The organism is Vibrio sp. (genome assembly GCF_050299255.1).
Classification (GTDB): domain Bacteria; phylum Pseudomonadota; class Gammaproteobacteria; order Enterobacterales; family Vibrionaceae; genus Vibrio.
The window spans coordinates 1-18,044 of sequence record NZ_JBNKVP010000033.1; the positions used below are offsets into that span (position 1 = coordinate 1).

An 18,044-nucleotide genomic window follows, 5' to 3' on the forward strand; every position below is an offset into this window, starting at 1 on the left:
GGGGCGATATCGAGTATCCAGGCCGCCAGCAGGCCGCCCAGCATAGAGCTGGCAATAATCACTAGGGCTATGACCATACCGTGCTTGTTAACCAGTATCTGACGCAGGGTGAGACCGCTGTTGCGAAGCTGGATTCCGATAAAGAACAGCAACACGAACAGTATCCACTCACTGGCACTGTCGACCCAGCCAAGTGGCATTGGAAGCAGCAGCCCGGCGAGCAAGCCTGCGCCTACGACCAGGATCAGCCGCAGCGATTCCATCGCCATCGCTGAGAGGGGAAATGCGTGTTGTTTGTCATCGGTCTTCACCGGTAACCATTTGTCGACCAGCGGCAACACCGCCAGGTTACAACCGCCCAGACAGGTGAAAAATACCGCAACATATTTGATGATTGTCTGCAGGTTTTCACCTAAATTGTCCAGCGCTGCCAGACTCAGTCCCATCAGGCAGAGAATGACGTAAATAAGCTGGGAGGTGGTTCGGTTAATGCGATCCAACCAGGATTGATTGGCAATAGATATTAGATACCCCACGACCAGTGGGGCAAAGATAAAAATCATCCCTGAAAACATGACCTACCTTATTGGGCTGGTGACGAATGCCGCTTTACAGTCCGCTGGCAGTTATAACTTCGTCCAATTGAATTTGGAAGTCACTATCACTTAAATTAGTCAACTTGTACAGTACATCTGCGCCCGCTAAATTCAGTTCAACAAAATGTTCGTCTATCTCGCTGTCATGGCGACGGAACATTAGCAGATGGTGAGCGATACGGGCCACATCGAGATAAGTGACTTCATTTTCAGGCTCAGTGAGTGAACGGTTGGTCGCCACTTCGACGAAATCCTGATCAAACCCCCAACTCTCGAGTACTAGCTGGCTGGTATTGGCACACAACCGCTCAAAAAGCTGCAGCGCGATGGTGATATCGAGGTAGTTGCCCTGTTTCAGATAGTGATGATATTCACTAACGATACAGAACAGCCCGATGTCGGCCAGAAACCCTATCAGCATCGCCTTGTCTGTTTCCAGATACTGATATTGCGGATCATTATCTTTGAAAGCGCGTACTACCATCACCATAGTGGCGGCAAGTTCGCGGGAGTTGATCGCACTTTGCTTTAATACATGGTTACATTCGTGACCCATGTTGACCGAGTATTTCAGTTGTTCTACTGCCTGAGCGGTGACGATATCCCTTACCCTCAAAATGCCAAGGCGGGAAACTGCCGTGATCAGATCGGTGCAGGTAATGTTACGACGATTAAAAATCACCGAGTTTGCCACTCTTACCACAATAGCGGCTAAGCCTGGGTCTTCGAGTAAGCTATCGGCAATATCAACAATAGAGGTTGACTCCATTGTTGAGAGTTTCTGAATTCTGAGCACCACCTCAGAAATAGGGGGTAGACTGATTTTGCCTGTCGATACTGATTTCTCAACCAACTGAAAAAATTCTGTCTCAATCCCCTTTAAAAGTAGTTCGCGATTATCCGGCAACCAGTAAAAAGATAGATGATTCATAGATTGATAGGTTCTTATAAGTTTTCTCATCCGAGTGTAACTGCTCTAATGCGAAATAGGCAACAACGTTGAATTGGAAATCGGGCATCGGACAAAAGTGTTTATTTATTAGATAAAATAACCACGAATTGGTTATCAAAATTGTTATCTATATTCATGACTAATGCGATATGTGACGCACGTGTTATCAGTTTCATTTACAACGATGTGATCTGTGACCAGACTTATTTTGAATCGATAACTATCATTAGAGACATAAATCAAAGGTACGACAGCTCAATCATAACTATTACGTCGGCCACATCATTTGTTTTTTATATCGCTGTTTCTGCTGCTATCTGGTGATCACCAATAATCGGGGCTGATTAGAGGATCAATGGATATGACAGAACAAAAGTTCAAAACCTTCGTGGATAAGATTGACGCGTTTCAGTCTCGTTCAATGTTTGGCGGTACCGGTTTATTTAAAGATGAAGCCATGTTTGCCCTGATAAGTGGTGACAAGGTTTTTTGGCGTGGCGGTGGTGAGCTAGATCATTCATACGGTAAGTTGGGATGTGAAAAATATCGTCACGTGAAAAAGCAATCGACCGCAACAGTGAACTACTACGATGTGACCACTCTCTTTCTCAACCGCGATCCTCGCCTGATTAATCTGGTTAAACAGTCTATCCACTTTTCTGTGCATCAGCGCAATCATAAAAAATCTGTAACCCGTTTGCGTCTGCGCGACCTGCCTAACATGCAACTAACCCTGGAGCGTATGGTGAAAAAAGCAGGGATTGCCGATGTGGACACGTTCAAACGCTTAGGAGCCCCCGCGGTCTACCGTCGGGTACGCCAGACTTACGGCACTGATATTGATTTGAAAGTGCTGTGGAAATTTGCCGGAGCGATCGAAGGGATTCACTGGGAATTGATTCAGGAACCGAAGAAGCGCCAACTGCTGGAGCAGTGTCGCTAACGATATACGCGATTAATCTCGATACAAAATCAAATTAAAAAAGCCAAGTGACGACACTTGGCTTTCTTGTTATCGGTCGCTTAAAACTTGAAGCGAGTGGTCATCATCACCTGGTCACCGTAAAAATCATTAATACGGAATTCACCAGCGATTGAGAATAGTTCAGTTGAGTGGAAGCGCGCGTAAACGTTACCCAGCCAGTCTTTTTCTTCCTTGATGGATACATAACCTACTTTACCACCAACTTCCAACTGAGGACCTAACCATTGGCGCACACCCAGGTTCATTTCCAAACCAGTGTGGCTGCTTTTGGAGCGTTCTGATACGCCGCGGAACAGCATTTCACCGGTAAAATCAGCCCAGTTATTGACGGGAGCGTGGAAACCAAAACCGACCGCAGAGTCGTAATCACCTTCAAATTTTGAATCGATTCGGCCCACCAGGTGAGCATTAGGATGCACGGATTTACTCATTGCCGCACCGAATGTGGTTGGTCCCACACCGATACGTGCTTCAATGTAGTCGTAACTGAAGTTACTCATGACAGTCGGTGAGTTGGGATCAGTTGCCGCCAGTGAATGGCCGGATGCGATCAGCAAAGCTGCTGCAATGATTGTCTTACGCATATGCACGATAAACCTATTTCCTGTTATTTTCCTTGGTCTTAAGCCCGTGAAGGCCCTGACATCGAATGTCCCTATCTTAAAGCATCTCAATCTGGATTCATCAATATTTTGTCATTGTTTTGCTGTCTGCTCACATTTTGAGCAAGATGTGCCATGGGAATGATGGCAAAAGCGGCTATTCACCAAAAGTCATGCGTTTTTTTGCCATTGCGTCAAAAATAGCCTCTGTTTCTAACACTTGTGCCCAAGGCATCAGTTCTTCGTCATTGGCAATAACGTACTCAGTTAACTGATGTTTGATCACTTCTCTCAACTGGTCACCTTGCCACGGCTTGGCGACGTAAAAATCCAGGCTGGAGTGGTTGACCGCTTCAACGGTGTCTTCCAGGCCGGCCTGACCGGTTAACAATACCTTGCGTGCATTTTGTGTTTCCGGCTGTTGATTCAACTCAATCAAAAAGCTGATGCCGGTTTGGTCGGGCATAATGTGGTCGCACAGAATCAGCGCGAGAGAAGTGCCACTTTGCTGACAGTCGTCGATAATCTCTCTGGCTTCGGCAACCGACTCCGCCGCTTCCAACTGGAAGTGATCCTCAAAACAGTCAAGATCTTGAATAACGCTGTCAAGCACTTCGCGCTCATCATCGACACACAATATCAGGTATTTGTTCATGTTGGATTCCTTGTGGTTTTTTCACCGTTGTGATGGTTATGAATGGGAAGCCACACCTGCATTTCCGTGTATTCACCAGGTGTGGAGTTAACCTCTATAGTACCGCCGTGCTGAGTGACAATTTGCTGGCAAACGGACAACCCGATACCCAGGCCAAAATTGCCTTCTTTTTTGGTGGTAAAGTTTAGGGCAAAAATCTGATGCTTGAGGGCATCCGGCACCCCGCAACCGTTGTCTCTAACCTTAATGACCGCCCATGGCTGGCCGTTCCGATTGATTTGCTCTGTCGAGATAGTGATCTGGCCTTTGTCCTCGATGGCATCGAGCGCGTTGGAGATCAGGTTGGTCCATACCTGCTGCAGGGCAATGGGCTGGCACAAAATCTCAGGCAACTTGGCGTAAACTTTTTCAACCTGATGCATTTTGAGCCGGTTTTCAAAGATCACCAGCGTATCTTCTATGCCTTCATGTATATCGACCAGGTGGAGCTGTTCATCATCGGGACGGGAATAACCTTTCAGGCTCTTCACCATGTCAGCAATGCGTTGGGCACAGACTTTGATTGACCTTAAAGTCGACCCCGCCAGGTAGTAGTTGTCCAGATCGTCAATGGTCTGCTGCGCTTGTTGCGGATTGGTTCGGGCCAAATCGAGCAAGACGTTATCCTGCTCCAGCCCGAGCCGGACCAGTTTTTTGGCCAGCCTGCGTTCACTGACGGATTGCTCAACCTGTTTGGTCAGGCCGCGCTCTTCTGCGGTGGAGCGCGGATTGGACAGTAGCGCCCGATGGGTGATTTCAACGGCTTTGTCCGGATAAGGGCAGGGCTCTGGACGTTGGATCAGCGTATCTAACTTATTGGTCAGGGTTTCGCTGGCTCGCAATATCGCCGCGATCGGGTTATTGAGTTCGTGTGCTACGCCGGCCACCAGTTGTCCCAACATGGCCATCTTTTCCCGTTCGATCAGTTGTTGGTGGGCGGATTCCAGCGATTCCAACGTTTTTTGCAGCTGCATTTTCGTGACTATGCTGCGCTGCAGGCGCCGGTTGAAGTGACGTAACAGCAGGTTAGTAAATAGCGGAAGCAGTTCGGTATTGGAGTGCATCACTTTGGCAAACACGTTGCGATCCAATTTAATCACCTCGGTACGGGTGAGGGTGATCGCGGTAGAAAATGACCGCTCGCCGGTAACAAACGACATACCGCCGACGATATTCGCTTTGGCGTAGCGGACTACTTCTCGTTGTACTCCTAGCTCGTCTTTTTTATACAGCGCCACTTCACCGGAAGTAATAAACCAGAGGTAGCGGTTGTCTTCTCCCTCTTTGGTGAGCAGATGATCGGCTGAATAGGTACGGCAGGCACGGGTTTCATCCTCCTGGTCGAAAAACTTGTGCAGCGCATTGATGACTTTCTGCGCCAGTTCTTCATCCGTTAAAGTGTGGTGCTCGGTGATAAATCCTTCCCGATAGCTGCGCATTTTCTGCTCTATGTGGGCGCGCAACAGCCTGGGTTGATCGAGTACCGGGCTATATGAGAGCAAGTTGTCCCGCTCTTGTTCCAGGATAAAAGTGGTCAGCTCTTTTCTGGCTGTCTGGCTAATAAGCTGGTCCGGTACTGGTTTGGTCAGGCAGTGATCCAAGCGACCTTCATTCACTGCCGCCAGAATAGCCTGGATGTCCTGGCCGCAGCTGATCAGGATTTTACGAGCGCTTTTGGTATGCGGCGATTTATCCAGTTGGATCAGAAAGTCAGCACCGTTGAAGTTTTCATGGTGGCTGGCGATAACCAGTGCCACCGTCTGGTTGTTCTGTTCGCAAAACTCCAGCGTTGCGCTGGCGTCTTCCAGTGATTCGGCAGCATATAAGTCAAATTTAGTGGAAAACTGGCGCAGTTGAGCCGATAACTGCTCAATACCAATGGGGTTGTTATCTAAACAGAGTAATGCGTACTGGTTCACTATGACCTCTAACCCTCTAAGATTGCAAACAATGTAGCAACTAATACCAAGGGATGTTGAGAGCTGGGTTGAAGAATTATCCCAGGCTGGCAAGTAACCGTTATTGCACTGATTTAACTCAATGTTGCGACCGGTTTGATGTACACTGAGCAGACAACAGAAATTCATCAAAGTGAACGATATGCAACAACTAAAGAAAATTGGCGCCATTGGTGGTGTCATCTCGCTGGCACTGTGCTGGCCGCTGGCAGTAGGCCAGATCGGTGAGCGGGTGATTCATGATGCCATTGGGCAAATTTCCAGTGATTCGGTAAAAACCGAAGTCGTCAGTTATCAACGTGGTTATTTATCTTCTCAGGTGACCACTCGCTATATCGTCAATGACCCGGAACTTATCGAGCAGCTTGAACAAGATGGTTTACCGACGGAACTGACCGTTGTCAGTAACGTTAGCCACGGTTTGTTTGACCTTACCGCGGAGTCACACGTACGGGAGCTGGATGATATGCCGTTGACATTAAATACGGTTACGCAACTGAACGGCAATACCCGCTTTGATGTGCAGTTGGACTCCTGGAACTACGCTGACGCAGATGGCGTGACCGTATCAAATACACCGATTAGCCTGACAGGAGAGACAACCGTCCTGGGCGAAATCTCGTATCAGTTTGATATGCCTTCGCTGCACCTGGAGTTTGGTAATGGTGAGGCGATGCAAGTGTCCGGAATGACCGGCGTTGGAGAAGGTAAGCGTCTTAATAATTTCTGGCTCGGTGATCAGACGGTCACGTTGGAACAATTGACGGTTATCGATGAACAACTGGCCGAAAAAATGCGCATTAGTGGCGTAAAGTACCAGTTTGAGTCTAGCCAGAATGCAGCCAATCAGCGCCTGGACAGTCGTCATGTGCTTGATGTTGCTGAGTTCAATTCCGCACAGGGTCAGTTGACGGATATTAATTTTGATTTCAGCCTGGGAGATTTAGATGCTGAAGCTTTTTCCCAGCTCCTGAGTCTGTACCAAAACAGTGGCCAGCTGTCGGAAGCGGAAATACAGCAAGCGGTCCCGCTGCTTGAAAGCCTGTTTGCCAAAGGATTCTATGTGTCACTCAACAAGATGGCCCTGAAACTCGGGGAGGGTGTGTTCAGTTCCAATATCAACCTGAGAGTACCTGAAGGAACGGATAATGTCGCCCAGCAGCCGGAGAAAATTTTGCCAGCCTTAACCGGCTCGTTAGAGAGTTTTATTTCCCAGCAACTGGTCCAGCAGTATCCGTTTATCCAACAGGGCATTGATGAAGGGATTATTATGGAAATGATCCGTGAAACCGAACGGGGTTATCACATCAAGGCAGATGTGGAAAACGGCCATTTACGCTTTGAAAACGGGCCGAGAATCCCTATTGTCAGCCTGATGTTGCCGGTGGTGATGTAAACTTAACTTAGCTTTTAACCCGTTTGATAGATAATTGAGGTTAACCCGCCTCTTTTATCTATTTTTATTCTGACAAACGTGGTATTAATCACATTAATATCTCGATCACAGGAGCAAGGAAACTCATGTCGTCTAAGGCGGAAAAGATATACAACTTCAGTGCAGGTCCGGCAGCGCTACCGAAAGCGGTGATGGAAAAAGCGCAAGCAGAATTTGTCGACTGGAACCAATTGGGTACATCCGTGATGGAAATCAGCCATCGCAGCAAAGAATTTATCCAGGTTGCAGAACAGGCAGAGCAGGATCTGCGTGATCTGCTCAATATTCCTGATAACTACAAGGTGTTGTTTTGTCAGGGCGGTGCGCGGGCGCAATTTGCTGCGGTGCCACTGAACTTGTTGGGAAGTCACCAGACAGCCACCTATATCGATGCGGGTTACTGGGCGGAAAGTGCGATCGATGAAGCTAAAAAATATTGTCAGGTCGATGTGTTTAACGCCAAAGCGGAAAAAGACGGCAAAACTGCTGTAAAACCGGCGGCAGAGTGGCAAATCGCCCCAGATGCAGCTTATGTTCACTTTTGTCCTAATGAAACCATTGATGGTGTTGAAATCAGTGAGTTGCCGCAGACAGATAAACCGATCGTTGCCGACATGTCTTCCAACATCCTGTCACGTGAAATCGACGTATCTAAGTACGGCGTGATTTATGCCGGTGCGCAGAAGAACATCGGTCCGGCGGGCATCTGTATCGCCATCGTTCGAGACGACTTACTCGGATTGGCCAGCGATGTACTGCCAAGCTTCATTAATTACAAAGTGCTGGCAGAAAAAGACTCGATGTTTAATACGCCGCCTACGTTTGCCTGGTACCTGTCTGGTCTGGTGTTCCAGTGGCTGAAACAGCAGGGCGGAGTTGCGGCGATGGAGCAGGTGAACCGAGAGAAAGCGGCCATCCTGTATGATTACATCGATCAGTCGCCGTTTTACAAAAATGATATCCACCCGGACAACCGTTCCCGCATGAACGTGCCGTTTCAGTTGATTAAGCCTAAGCTGGATGGCCTTTTCCTTGAACAAGCGGCAGAGCGTGGTCTGGTTGCTTTGAAAGGACACCGTGCGGTTGGCGGTATGCGGGCATCTATCTACAACGCCATGCCAATTGAGGGTGTTAAAGCGTTGGTTGAATTCATGCGTGAGTTCGAACAGACGAATCGCTAAGCACCGTCAAGCAATGAAAAAAGCTCACCTTATGGTGAGCTTTTTAGTTTCTGTTGCTAAGCCGTTATTTAGCCGCTGTGGGCCGGTCAGCGTCTTGCATCACGACGCTTCGGGCTGCTGCGCTGCGCGGCAGGGGTATTTGAATGTCTGCGCGGCTTTTGACCTGGTTTCGACGGTCGGTCGCCCTGCGGTTCGGATTCACCCCGTTTGCCGCCCTGTTGCAATGGCTTATAGCCAGGTTGCGTCTTAGTGTGCTTGGTGGCGAAACGATTGGCGCCGTGACGGCCCGATTTACGTCGTTGAGCCGGAGTACGTGCATCGATGTCTTCCGCTGGTACCAGGCAGCTAGGCTTATCGCCGATTAAGTATTTTTTGCCCATATTGATCAAGGCTTCCCGAATTAATGGCCAGTTGTCCGGATCATGGTAACGTAATAATGCTTTGTGCAAACGACGTTGGCGGTCTCCTTTTGCTACCGGCACCACTTCCCGTTTTTTGTACTTAACCCTCTTCAGCGGGTTTGTCTCGGAGTAGTACATCGAGGTCGCATTACACATCGGAGATGGGTAGAAGTTTTGTACCTGATCGCACTCGAAATTGTTCTTTTTCAACCACAGCGCCAGGTTGAGCATATCTTCATCTTCGGTGCCCGGGTGCGCCGAGATAAAGTAAGGGATCAGATACTGCTTTTTACCTGCTTCTTTGCTGTATTTTTCGAACATTTCCTTGAAGGTGTCGTAGGTTCCCATGCCCGGTTTCATCATCAGATCCAGCGGTCCGGTTTCAGTGTGCTCCGGGGCAATTTTCAGGTAGCCGCCAACGTGGTGCGTTACCAGCTCCTTGACATATTCCGGCGATCGAATCGCCAGGTCATAACGAACGCCGGAGGCGATCATCACCTTCTTGATTCCATCGACTTTGCGCGCATCACGATACAGGTCGATGGTGTGTTTATGGTCGGTATTCAGCTTGTTACAGATACCGGGAAACACGCAGGATGGCCGACGACAGTTCACTTCGGCTTTTGGATCGCTACACCCCAACCGGTACATATTGGCCGTTGGGCCACCTAAATCTGAGATGGTTCCGGTAAAGCCGGGAACCTTGTCGCGGATCTCTTCCAGCTCATTAATAATCGACTCTTTTGAGCGGCTCTGGATGATGCGACCTTCGTGTTCGGTGATCGAGCAGAATGAACAGCCACCAAAACAGCCGCGCATGATATTGACCGAGGTTTTGATCATCTCATAGGCCGGGATCTTAGCTTTGCCGTACATAGGGTGGGGCACCCGGGCATAAGCCAGGCCAAACACGTAGTCCATCTCTTCGGTCGTCAGTGGAATCGGCGCCTGGTTTACCCAAAGTTCGCGGTCTCCGTGGCGCTGGATCAGCGCACGGCCCGAATAAGGGTTGGTCTCCAGGTGCAATACCCGGCTGGCGTGGGCATACAAGATGCGATCGTTACTTAGCTTTTCAAAAGGTGGCAGCCGCACAGCGGTGGTCGCCGCATCGTGACGAGAAGGTCTGATGGTAATCGGCTGGGCTTCGGCCTGTTCTGATTTTGTGTCGCACTGAGTCTCAGTCTGATACGGATTCGGCGCGACAAATGCCTGCTTACGCGGTTTCTCGATCCGTGACGAATCGATAATGGTGTAGTTTTCCGGCTCCTGAGGCAGGTTAACCGCGGTGCCACGAATGTTGGTCATGGCGGAGATTGGCTCGCCGTCTGCCAGTCGGTGTGCGACGTCCACTAGGGCACGTTCTGCGTTACCAAACAGCAGGATGTCGGCTTTGGCATCAAACAGGACCGAACGACGGACTTTGTCTGACCAGTAGTCATAATGCGCGACGCGGCGCAGGCTGGCTTCTATACCGCCAAGTACAATAGGTACATCTTTAAAGGCTTCACGGCAGCGTTGTGAATAGACTAGTACCGCGCGGTCCGGGCGCTTGCCGCCTTCGTTGTTTGGCGTGTAGGCGTCATCGTGACGCAGTTTACGATCGGCGGTATAGCGGTTAATCATGGAGTCCATGTTGCCGGCGGTAATGCCGAAAAACAGGTTAGGCTTACCCAGCTGCATGAAGGCATCTTTGTTGTGCCATTCTGGTTGGGCAATAATTCCAACCCTGAATCCCTGCGCTTCCAGCAAACGACCAATGATCGCCATGCCGAAACTCGGGTGATCGACATAGGCATCGCCGGTCACTATGATGATGTCACAGCTATCCCAACCTAATGCGTCCATTTCTTTGCGGCTGGTTGGCAGAAACGGCGCGGTTCCGAAACACTCGGCCCAATACTTTTTGTATTCGTAAATGGGGGTGATATCAGTGTACATAAATTAACCTCTATTTTAGCGAGCGCGAATTATACCGGCTTGCTCTGTGACTAGCCAGACCTATCTTACCGGTTAAAATACGGAGATTGTCGATAAATTTTAACTACTTCATAACAAAAGAGTATTTCGTCGCCTATAGTTGGGTTAATAAGACTTAAAACAATTGTCAATTGGTGTAGGAGTGAGAATGAACGAACTCTCGCTACAACAAACGCTGTTAACCGATATCGGCCAAGCTGTGCCTGAGCCGCCTTATCCCGTGCTGCAATGGCAATATCGGCTGTCGACCAAACAGTTCCAGCATGATTCCGACGCTTTCAGCCAACTTCTTGCGCCAGAAAAGCCACTCAATTCTTTGTACGATATCCTTCAGTATTTGACCAAAAAAGGCCAGCGCTCAGTCAAAGCGCTGATGATGGATGTGGTCAAAAACGGTGGTTTTCAACATGCGAATTGTAGTTTATTACCCAATCAGGACTTAATTGCTTACGCAGAACTGACGTTTGAAAAAATCGAACCGGACCTGATTCAGGGTACGCTGAGACCGCTAATTCTGATCCCGAATCAATTGGCGATCGCAAACGTGTTTGAAGCGATATTCGATAATCCACATCACGGCATCATATTAACGGATGACGAGACCCGTATCCTGGCGTGTAACCATTACTTTGAGCAGCAGTCAGGCTATCGATGTAATGAAATCATCGGTTTGAAAACCAGAATATTCAATGCTGATAAGCATTCTCCGGAATTTTACCAGGCGATGTGGCAAGATATCCGCCATAAGGGCTTTTGGTCTGGCGCACTGCTAAGCCGGACCGCCAGTGGCGCGGTGATTCCTCAGGAGCTGACTATTCAGCGATTACCCGTTGGCAAAAATAAATATGTCTACCTGGGGATGTCGGTCGATCTATCCAATAATCCAGGCCGAATCGCCGATAAAGACCATGGTGGCGTAGAGCTGTTAACGCAGTTGCCGACCAAGCAGAAATTTATGCAGTTGGCGAAACAATTGTGCGCAATCAGAGACCAGACCCAAAAGATATTCCTGGTGTTCAATTCCAATATCGAAGAGCAGAACCATGAGCTAAAACAGCGAGTTGCTGATGCTTTGACACAAAATCACAGCGCAAGTCTGGCCGGGTACTTTGCCAATAACCTGTTTGCAGTCTGTGTGGAGGCCTACCCGCAGAAAGAGGTGGGTAAAATCCGTGGCATTCAGCTGGCGATTCGAAAATTCTTCCAGGAAATTAAACGAGATAGCAGCGAGGAAGTACATCGTTGCTTAGTGTCTGGCCGTATCGGGGTCTCTGTCATCGGCTATGATGCTAACTCTGCAGAGGCTGCTGTCGTCCACGCGACTCAGGCGATGCTGGAGATGCACTCGGGGCAGGATAGCCATATCAGTTTTTTTCACCGTGAAATCCATGAATCCATCATGCACCGGCGCATATTGGAAAATGCAGTCGCCAATGCTATTAAGGAATATCAGCTGCAGGTCTACTATCAGCCGATCATCGACACCAGTGACTGGCTGATCACTAAATTTGAAGCCTTGTGCCGGTTCGTCGATGAACAGGGCGAACCTTATGATACTCAGCAGATGGTCAGTATTGCAGAAGATTTGGATCTGGTGGTCGAAATGGACAATACGGTGGCCGAGATGGCACTGGCCGGATTGGCGGAAATCCAGCACCGATACGGCGCACAGCTAGGTATCTCGATTAACCGTTCGTTGAATGCCAAAGTGAGTGCCACAGAACTGTTGACCAAAACACTGGATATCATCAACCAGAATGCTTCGAAGCCCGAAGATGTCACCATAGAACTGACAGAAAGTGCTTATTTTGATAGTGAGTCGACACAGTCGAGCGCTTTGCAACAGCTACGTGATATGGGGGTAAGCATCGCGATTGATGATTTTGGGACCGGCTATTCCTCCTTCAACTATCTCAGTGACTGTCATTTCGATATCCTGAAAATTGATCGCGACTTTGTCCATGGTATTCACCCGGAAAGCAATACCTACAACATCGTCAAAATGATTACGCAACTGTCGCATAAGCTGAATGTAAAAGTGGTTGCAGAAGGTGTTGAGACACTGGATGAAGTGAGAATTCTGAAATCACTTGGCATCGATTATATGCAGGGGTTCTTTTTTGCTAAACCCAAGCCCATTGAACGGCTGGATGAGGTACTTGGTTATCGGGATGAATTACCGCTGGAACTGTTTGATGTGCCTGCCGCTGCCGTTGAGGGAACGTTACAAAGCATCGCCCATCCCGGTGTACGCCGCCTGGACCCAGGTGAACCATTATCTCTGACTTTCGAATATATGAAAGCCCGGCCCAATTGTGCCCTGCCGGTAGTCACTGATGACATCTGTGTCGGGATCATCACCCAGGCAGACCTGAATTTGCATCTGACTCCAGCGATGGGCAGTGACCACGAAACAACCTATGAAGCCTCAGTATGGCGCAAACCGGCCAATAGGATCATGTCGACCGATGTCACTTCGGTCGCTTATGACACGCCTTTGGAGGCGCTGGGCGAACTGATAAAAGAGTTTCCGCAGTTTCCGTGGATACTGATTGATGAAGAGGGTTGCTATCGTGGTTTACTGGAGCAAAATGACGCACTGCTATTTCTGATCGGTGGCGTTGAAGCGTAAAGTTGTGACTGGTGCAGCGATGCGTGCAATTTGCTATTATCCGCTACCAATAACCTTTCCAACCTTACTGGTCAGTCATGATTCAAAATTTATTGCCGCTGCTGGCACCCATGTTACTCGGCGCTCAGTTACTGCTTACTCTGATTCTGGTAAAAGGCGACATTTGCCCCGGACAGAGAGGTCGAATTCACCGGGTACTTCCGGCTCTTGGGGTGCTCTGGTTGGCGGTGGCTTCGCTCAAAATTCAGGCCTTTCTGGTGGTCTTCGCCATATTCTATTTTTACTCGCAAGTGCAAACCAAAAAGACGCGCGACCAGGGGCCGCTTTGGGTTATGTATCTGGCAAACGGACTGGCACTGGCATATGTGGTGATTGAAGCTTTCGAACAGCCGCACTGGCCTGCGACTCTTAGTCTGCTGGTCGATGTGCTGCTACTCGGAGCCCTGTTCTCGCATCTGCTACTGACCATCGCCCGTACCCGCTTACAGGCCTTTCACCGCATTCTTCCTGTCAGTGGCGTCGTGGCCGCCATGCTGGCTTCGCTGGTGGTGCTGCTTCAGGCATACCAGTTAAATGAAGCCAGCCTGCAGCAGTCGATGGCAGTCATTGTGTTTGGTCTGTTACTGATGATTAGCGCCGTGGTTGTCTGGGGATGGCACATGTTCACTGCCAAACCGGTCAACAAATGGCAACTGACCATCAGTTTAATGATGTTACTACTGGGGCAGGGGGCGCTTATCCCAGTATTTGTGGTTTAGCTTAAGCTCTTTGAAACCGGTAGGCTGACCGCCATTGCGGCAAAGGCGACCTGTGGCTACGCTTAGTGTAGATGTTAAGCAAAGGAGCGTAGCCATGGATTTAAGCAATGTAACCGCATTGGATAGCAGTATATTGCTCGGCATTGTGAACGAGAAACTGCGCCTCGAGTGCGATAGTTTCGATGAGCTGGTCAGCACATACGAAATGGATATGGATACCGTGGTAGATAAACTCGATGCCTTGGGTTATCGCTACGATCCGTTAACCAACCAATTTAAATCTCACTGAACGACGCCGGATTACGGCGTCGAACCCAATTCAGTTTCTTGCCTTAGGCCATCTTGATTCCTTCAAGGTGGCTTTGGCATTGTTGGCGAGCGGTCGCAAAGAAGGTTTTCAGGTAGCGCTTGTTGCGATCCCCCTGTCTGATGGCGGCGAACAGACGGCGCCATAATCCATCACCCAGCGGTTTACTCACAACCAATCCCTGGCGGGAAAATTCATTGATAGCCCAGTTGGGCAGGGCGGCGACACCGAGTCCGGCTGAGACCATTTGCACCAGCATCAGGGTATTGTCTGCCTGTTTCCATTTCTGCGGTTCAACATTGGCCGGGTAGAGGAAATGTTTCACTACATCCAGGCGCTGTTTTTGCACCGGATAGGACAACATGGTCTGATCGGCCAGGTCTTGTGGCGTGATCACTGCTTTGTCGGCTAGTGGGTGGGTGGTGGCGGTGATCAGCCGCATCTCAAAATCAAACAGCGGTTCGTAGTGCACTTCGGAACGGGGCTGGATATCAGATGTGATGACCAGGTCTAATTCACCGCTCAACAATGCAGATAATGGTTCAAAGCCGAAGCCAGAGGAAAAATCGAGTGTAACGCTTGGCCAGGCAACCTGATATTCCTTCAGTGCGGGCATCAGCCACTGGAAGCAGGAGTGACACTCTATTGCCATATGTAATCGCCCGCTGACATCTTCCTTTAAGCTGGCCAGCTCGTTTTCCGCTTTGGCCATGCGGGGTAATATTTCATCGCCAAGTTTAAGCAGGATCTCACCTTCAGCAGTAAATTTCACCGGCCGGGTTTTACGCAAAAACAACTGACCACCAATGCGGCTCTCCAGCTCTTTGATTTGATGTGACAGCGCTGACTGGGTTAAATGCAAACTGGTCGCCGTGGCCGTCAGTGACCCGGTATCTCGCAATGACATCAATGTCCGTAAGTGTTTTAGCTCGATCATGAAGTCCTCTCATGCTAGCCGTTGTTCCATGAATAGATTCAACTTAACTGGTTTATACGGATATGTAAACGTCTAGACGTCCAAAGTGGTTAAAAAAGATTTTTATTGTCCTTAGTTTGCGTTGTTAACATCGGGCGTGAAGCTGAAGCTGAAGATGAATTTTATTAATAAACCAGTTGAATAAAAGCCAGTTGCGATTCGCCTTGAATGGGTTGATATTTTAGCCATCCAGACATCTTTTACTTACATGTCAAAGAGCGCATCTGGACCGATTTCAATTAGAACTCTCAACTTGTTATAAGGATTCAACATGGCGACATCTACTCATATACTTGGCTACCCAAGAGTTGGCGCCCAGCGCGAACTGAAGTTTGCCCTGGAAAAATATTGGCGCGGAGAAACCGATCAGGCTTCGTTACTGGAAACTGGCGCCGCATTACGGCAACAGAACTGGCAATTGCAGCAAGAGCAGCAGCTGAGTTATGTCACTGTAGGCGATTTCGCCTGGTACGATCATGTTCTGACCACTTCGCTGTTGTTGGGGCATATTCCTGAGCGTCATCAAAACGGCGAAGTGGACCTCGATACGCTGTTTCGCATCGGGCGAGGCCAGTCTCAGCAAAGCTGCCAGTGCCAGGGCGCTGCCGCGTCTGATATGACCAAGTGGTTTAATACCAACTATCATTACATAGTGCCGGAATTCAGCGCTCAGGATGAGTTTCACCTCAGTTGGCCGCAACTGTTTGAAGAAATTGACGAAGCAATCCAAGCTGGCCACAAGGTAAAGCCTGTGCTGCTGGGACCGGTTAGCTACCTGTATCTTGGCAAGGAAATTGAACCGGATTTTGAGCGCTTGAGTCTGCTTCCGCGCCTGTTGCCGGTTTACCAACAGATTTTGGCCAAACTGGCCGATCTCGGCATCGAATGGGTACAGATTGATGAACCGATTCTGGGGCTGGAATTGAGTTCAGCCTGGCTTGACGCATTTCAACCGGCGTATCAGGCGTTACAGAGTGACGTCAAGTTACTGTTAACCAGTTACTTTGATTCGGTGACTGACAATTTGAGCAGCATAGTCGAGCTGAATGTCGATGGCCTGCACCTGGATTTGGCAGCTGCGCCCGAACAGCTAGAATCGGTTGTTGCACGGTTACCTGAGCATTGGGTGCTCTCTGCCGGTGTGATCAATGGACGCAACGTATGGCGAGCTGATTTACACGCGTTGATCGACCGACTGGTGCCGGTTAAACAGCAACTGGGAGATCGGTTATGGATCGCCAGTTCCTGTTCGCTGCTCCATTCTCCGGTGGATCTGGATCTGGAAACGGAGCTCGATGCACAAAGCAAAAGCTGGTTTGCCTTCGCCAAACAGAAAGTCGCTGAAGTTCAGCTGTTGGCTGCGGCATTGGATGGCGACACAACTGCACTTGCTGAATGTTCGCGTTACAGCCAGCCGCTGCGGGCGCGCAAGCAGAATGCCAAAGTCAATAAGCCCAATGTGCAACAACGGGTCAGTAAATTGGTCGCAAGTGATGCGCAGCGCAGCGCGCCCTATGTTGAGCGGGCCAAGCAACAGGCCAAACAGCTTAAGTTGCCACTATTGCCCACCACCACGATTGGTTCGTTTCCTCAAACTGGTGAAATCCGCTTGCTTCGACAAGCGCGTCGCAAAGGCGAATTGTCGCAGCAGGATTACCTGAGTGCCCTTAAAGCACAAATTGCTGATGCAGTGAAACGACAGGAAGCGCTGGGGCTGGATGTGTTGGTACACGGTGAAGCCGAACGCAACGATATGGTCGAATACTTTGCCGAGCATCTGGATGGCTTCCAGACAACCCGTTTCGGCTGGGTGCAGAGCTACGGTTCACGCTGCGTTAAGCCGGCGATAGTGGTGGCCGATATTGAGCGGACTCAACCGATTACCGTTGAATGGTCCCGTTATGCTCAGTCACTGACCAGCAAACCGATGAAAGGTATGCTGACAGGGCCGGTTACCATCCTGTGCTGGACGTTTGCCCGCGAGGACATCAGCCGGAAAGAGATTGCCCAACAACTGGCACTGGCGTTGAAAGACGAAGTTGCGGACCTCCAGCAGGCCGGAATCAATATCATCCAGATCGACGAACCGGCTATCCGGGAAGGTTTACCGCTTAAGAAACGCGCTCACGCGGAATACCTGAAGTGGGCGACCGAGGCATTTAGACTGGCGGCGGCAGGCGCTGAGCCGCAGACGCAGATCCATACCCATATGTGTTACAGCGAATTTAACGAGATTATTGAATCGATCGCCGAATTGGACGCCGACGTGATAACCATAGAAACGTCCCGCTCAAATATGGAGTTATTGTCCGCCTTTGAAAACTTCAATTATCCCAATGAAATTGGCCCGGGAGTCTACGACATTCACTCTCCCAACATACCGACTACCGATTGGATCGAAGCGCTGATCAATAAAGCGATTGGCAAGATACCGGTAGAGCGGATCTGGGTGAATCCGGATTGTGGACTAAAGACCCGCAGTTGGGCAGAAACGGAGGCCGCGCTGGTCAATATGGTTACGGCCGCCAAGAAATTGCGACGTCACCTGGTTGTCGAGGAAACGGCGTAGCCTGGCTATCGGGGTAACCTT

Annotated in this window: 14 protein-coding genes; 7 read left to right on the forward strand and 7 right to left on the reverse strand. The window is 49.5% G+C overall.

Features of this window, described 5'->3' with window-relative positions; translation table 11 throughout:
• Both ACQY6F_RS10540 and ACQY6F_RS10545 read right to left on the reverse strand, forming a co-directional pair.
• The coding region (locus ACQY6F_RS10540; protein ID WP_428774221.1) for a LysO family transporter at positions 1-575 on the reverse strand (575 nt) is incomplete at its 3' end.
• 34 nt (positions 576-609) lie between these two features.
• Complete coding sequence (locus tag ACQY6F_RS10545; RefSeq protein WP_428774223.1) at positions 610-1,527, reverse strand: HDOD domain-containing protein; 918 nt, start codon at positions 1,525-1,527, stop codon at positions 610-612.
• Between the two features lie 376 nt (positions 1,528-1,903).
• On the opposite strand from ACQY6F_RS10545, the gene ACQY6F_RS10550 reads away from it, so the two are divergent.
• Positions 1,904-2,491 (forward strand): TfoX/Sxy family DNA transformation protein, encoded by a 588-nt coding sequence (locus ACQY6F_RS10550; protein WP_428774224.1) that lies wholly within the window; start codon positions 1,904-1,906, stop codon positions 2,489-2,491.
• Between the two features lie 80 nt (positions 2,492-2,571).
• Here the strand turns inward: ACQY6F_RS10550 and ACQY6F_RS10555 are convergent, their stop codons facing one another.
• The 3 genes from ACQY6F_RS10555 to ACQY6F_RS10565 form a co-directional block, all read right to left on the reverse strand.
• Positions 2,572-3,117, reverse strand: a complete 546-nt coding sequence (locus ACQY6F_RS10555; protein WP_428774225.1) for a hypothetical protein — start codon at positions 3,115-3,117, stop codon at positions 2,572-2,574.
• Between the two features lie 175 nt (positions 3,118-3,292).
• Positions 3,293-3,790, reverse strand: a complete 498-nt coding sequence (locus tag ACQY6F_RS10560) for a response regulator (protein WP_428774226.1) — start codon at positions 3,788-3,790, stop codon at positions 3,293-3,295.
• Positions 3,787-5,748, reverse strand: a complete 1,962-nt coding sequence (locus ACQY6F_RS10565; protein WP_428774228.1) for an ATP-binding protein — start codon at positions 5,746-5,748, stop codon at positions 3,787-3,789. The genes ACQY6F_RS10560 and ACQY6F_RS10565 overlap by 4 nt, the downstream gene beginning before the upstream one ends.
• Before the next feature lie 181 nt (positions 5,749-5,929).
• Here ACQY6F_RS10565 and ACQY6F_RS10570 point away from each other — a divergent pair, with 181 nt between their 5' ends.
• On the forward strand, positions 5,930-7,183 hold the full coding sequence (locus ACQY6F_RS10570; RefSeq protein ID WP_428774230.1) for a DUF945 family protein: 1,254 nt from the start codon (positions 5,930-5,932) through the stop codon (positions 7,181-7,183).
• Between the two features lie 125 nt (positions 7,184-7,308).
• Positions 7,309-8,403 carry a 3-phosphoserine/phosphohydroxythreonine transaminase gene (gene serC / locus ACQY6F_RS10575; RefSeq protein ID WP_428774232.1) on the forward strand — a complete coding sequence of 365 codons (1,095 nt, stop codon included), beginning with the start codon at positions 7,309-7,311 and terminating at the stop codon, positions 8,401-8,403.
• 86 nt (positions 8,404-8,489) lie between these two features.
• Here the strand turns inward: serC and ACQY6F_RS10580 are convergent, their stop codons facing one another.
• Positions 8,490-10,742: a YgiQ family radical SAM protein gene (locus ACQY6F_RS10580; RefSeq protein WP_428774234.1), complete on the reverse strand. Its 2,253-nt coding sequence runs from the start codon at positions 10,740-10,742 to the stop codon at positions 8,490-8,492.
• 187 nt (positions 10,743-10,929) lie between these two features.
• Between ACQY6F_RS10580 and ACQY6F_RS10585 the strand changes: the two genes are divergently transcribed.
• From ACQY6F_RS10585 to ACQY6F_RS10595, 3 genes are all read left to right on the forward strand, one after another.
• Positions 10,930-13,413 carry an EAL domain-containing protein gene (locus ACQY6F_RS10585; RefSeq protein ID WP_428774236.1) on the forward strand — a complete coding sequence of 828 codons (2,484 nt, stop codon included), beginning with the start codon at positions 10,930-10,932 and terminating at the stop codon, positions 13,411-13,413.
• Between the two features lie 77 nt (positions 13,414-13,490).
• Positions 13,491-14,171 (forward strand): hypothetical protein, encoded by a 681-nt coding sequence (locus tag ACQY6F_RS10590; protein ID WP_428774237.1) that lies wholly within the window; start codon positions 13,491-13,493, stop codon positions 14,169-14,171.
• Positions 14,172-14,265: 94 nt separating this feature from the next.
• A complete protein-coding gene (locus tag ACQY6F_RS10595) occupies positions 14,266-14,460 on the forward strand; it encodes a DUF4250 domain-containing protein (RefSeq protein ID WP_428774239.1) in 195 nt (64 codons plus the stop codon).
• A gap of 43 nt (positions 14,461-14,503) precedes the next feature.
• On the opposite strand, the gene metR is transcribed toward ACQY6F_RS10595, so the two are convergent.
• Entirely contained in the window at positions 14,504-15,415 is a 912-nt protein-coding gene (metR, locus tag ACQY6F_RS10600) for an HTH-type transcriptional regulator MetR (protein WP_428774240.1), read from the reverse strand.
• A gap of 310 nt (positions 15,416-15,725) precedes the next feature.
• Here metR and metE point away from each other — a divergent pair, with 310 nt between their 5' ends.
• The gene (gene metE, locus ACQY6F_RS10605) at positions 15,726-18,023 is read left to right on the forward strand and encodes a 5-methyltetrahydropteroyltriglutamate--homocysteine S-methyltransferase (RefSeq protein WP_428774242.1); all 2,298 of its coding nucleotides are present in this window, start codon (positions 15,726-15,728) and stop codon (positions 18,021-18,023) included.
• Positions 18,024-18,044: the final 21 nt, after the last annotated feature.

Coding starts and splice junctions, on each gene's coding strand:
- ACQY6F_RS10545 (WP_428774223.1), bottom strand. CDS start 1,527: ATGAATCATCTATCTTTTTACTGGTTGCCGGATAATCGCGAACTACTT.
- ACQY6F_RS10550 (WP_428774224.1), top strand. CDS start 1,904: ATGGATATGACAGAACAAAAGTTCAAAACCTTCGTGGATAAGATTGAC.
- ACQY6F_RS10555 (WP_428774225.1), bottom strand. CDS start 3,117: ATGCGTAAGACAATCATTGCAGCAGCTTTGCTGATCGCATCCGGCCAT.
- ACQY6F_RS10560 (WP_428774226.1), bottom strand. CDS start 3,790: ATGAACAAATACCTGATATTGTGTGTCGATGATGAGCGCGAAGTGCTT.
- ACQY6F_RS10570 (WP_428774230.1), top strand. CDS start 5,930: ATGCAACAACTAAAGAAAATTGGCGCCATTGGTGGTGTCATCTCGCTG.
- serC (WP_428774232.1), top strand. CDS start 7,309: ATGTCGTCTAAGGCGGAAAAGATATACAACTTCAGTGCAGGTCCGGCA.
- ACQY6F_RS10580 (WP_428774234.1), bottom strand. CDS start 10,742: ATGTACACTGATATCACCCCCATTTACGAATACAAAAAGTATTGGGCC.
- ACQY6F_RS10585 (WP_428774236.1), top strand. CDS start 10,930: ATGAACGAACTCTCGCTACAACAAACGCTGTTAACCGATATCGGCCAA.
- ACQY6F_RS10590 (WP_428774237.1), top strand. CDS start 13,491: ATGATTCAAAATTTATTGCCGCTGCTGGCACCCATGTTACTCGGCGCT.
- ACQY6F_RS10595 (WP_428774239.1), top strand. CDS start 14,266: ATGGATTTAAGCAATGTAACCGCATTGGATAGCAGTATATTGCTCGGC.
- metR (WP_428774240.1), bottom strand. CDS start 15,415: ATGATCGAGCTAAAACACTTACGGACATTGATGTCATTGCGAGATACC.
- metE (WP_428774242.1), top strand. CDS start 15,726: ATGGCGACATCTACTCATATACTTGGCTACCCAAGAGTTGGCGCCCAG.